Source organism: Nocardiopsis sp. NPDC055824 (assembly GCF_053616335.1).
In genome coordinates this window covers 1-1,382 of record NZ_JBSHDN010000408.1, presented here as the reverse complement: position 1 = coordinate 1,382, position 1,382 = coordinate 1, and the positions used below count along the sequence as shown (strand labels likewise).

Below are 1,382 nucleotides of genomic sequence, written 5' to 3'. Positions count from 1 at the left end.
GGCCTCCGGCACGGCCCCCGCGCCGGAGGCGGCCGACCGCACTTCCCCACCCCCCGAGACACAAACTCAAAGTAGCCGTTGAGTTACCCAAAGTGTGCAAAGATCGTGGGCATGACCTCGTCCACCTCACACAAGATCCTCGCCCCCCTGGCCGCCGTCGCGGTCGCCCTGGGAGGACTGGCCCTCGTCGAGAGACTCCCCGCACCGGCCTCCGCCGCCACCCGGGCCGCCGGGACGCCGCAGCACGCCGCGCCCGCCCGCGCCAGTGGTGAGGCGACGACGCGCGTGGACGGGATCTCCCACCAGACGGCGGCCGTCACGAGCACCCAGCACCGGGCCGTGCTGGACTACTGGACCGCCGAGCGGATGGCCGCGGCCCAGCCCATCACCAGCATGCTGGAGGGAGCCCTCCTGCCGCCCGCGGCGCACCCCGCTCCGGACGGCGTCGACCACCAGGCGTCCCCGCGCGCCGACAGCCGGGGTGAGCGCTGGACCGCCGGCGGCCTGGTCACGAAGACCACCGGCAAGGTCTACCTGACCATGGACGGCCGCGACTTCACCTGTTCGGCCTCGGTCGTGGACTCCGCCAACAAGAGCACCGTGGTCACCGCGGGCCACTGCGCCAAGGACGGCAAGGGGTCGTGGGCGCGCAACTGGACCTTCGTGCCGGGCCACGACGCCGGGAAGGACCCGTACGGCAGGTTCACCGCCCGCGACATGCTCGTCGCCCCGCAGTGGTCGCGCGAGGCCGACGACAGCTACGACTTCGCCATGGTGGTGCTGAACAAGAGCGGCGGGACCGCCGTCCAGGACGAGGTCGGGTCCCAGCGGATCTCGTTCGGCTCCTGGACCGCGGACAAGGTCCGCGACGGCGTGCAGGTGTACACGTTCGGATACCCCTCGGCCTCGCCCTTCGACGGCCAGGACCTGCACTACTGCTCGGGCCGCACCAGGCCGGACACGGGCGGCACCACCGCCAACGGCGTGCGGTGCAGCATGACGCAGGGGTCCAGCGGCGGGCCCTGGTTCACGGGCTTCGACACCTCGACCGGACGGGGCACGATCTCCTCGGTGGTCAGCTTCAAGTACGCCGACGACCGCTCCACCCAGTACGGCCCCCGGCTGGGCGCGGAGGCGCGCAAGCTGTACGACCACGCCGCGGGGCTCTAGGACGTGGTCCGCGGGCGCTTGCGGTCGGCTCGGCGCCTGCGCCGATCGCCGCGAGCGGTCGCCGGGTCCTCTCTCGCGGGACGAGCGGCGAAGGTCGGCCCGGGTTCGGCCGTCCGGGCGCGGTCGGCGCGGTGGGAGGCGGCCCGACGGCCGCCTCCCCGGCCCGGGCCGGGGAGGCGGTGGCCGCCGCTCCGGCGGGCGCACGGGAGGGG

General features: G+C 74.1%; 1 protein-coding gene. It reads left to right on the top strand.

The genetic code is table 11. The annotated features are described in order from the left end of the window. Positions 1-111: 111 nt before the first annotated feature. Positions 112-1,170 carry a trypsin-like serine peptidase gene (locus ACWGL3_RS32205; protein ID WP_267948409.1) on the top strand — a complete coding sequence of 353 codons (1,059 nt, stop codon included), beginning with the start codon at positions 112-114 and terminating at the stop codon, positions 1,168-1,170. Positions 1,171-1,382: the final 212 nt, after the last annotated feature.

Excerpts from the sequence above, each read along its gene's own strand:
- ACWGL3_RS32205 (WP_267948409.1), top strand. The coding sequence starts at position 112 with ATGACCTCGTCCACCTCACACAAGATCCTCGCCCCCCTGGCCGCCGTC.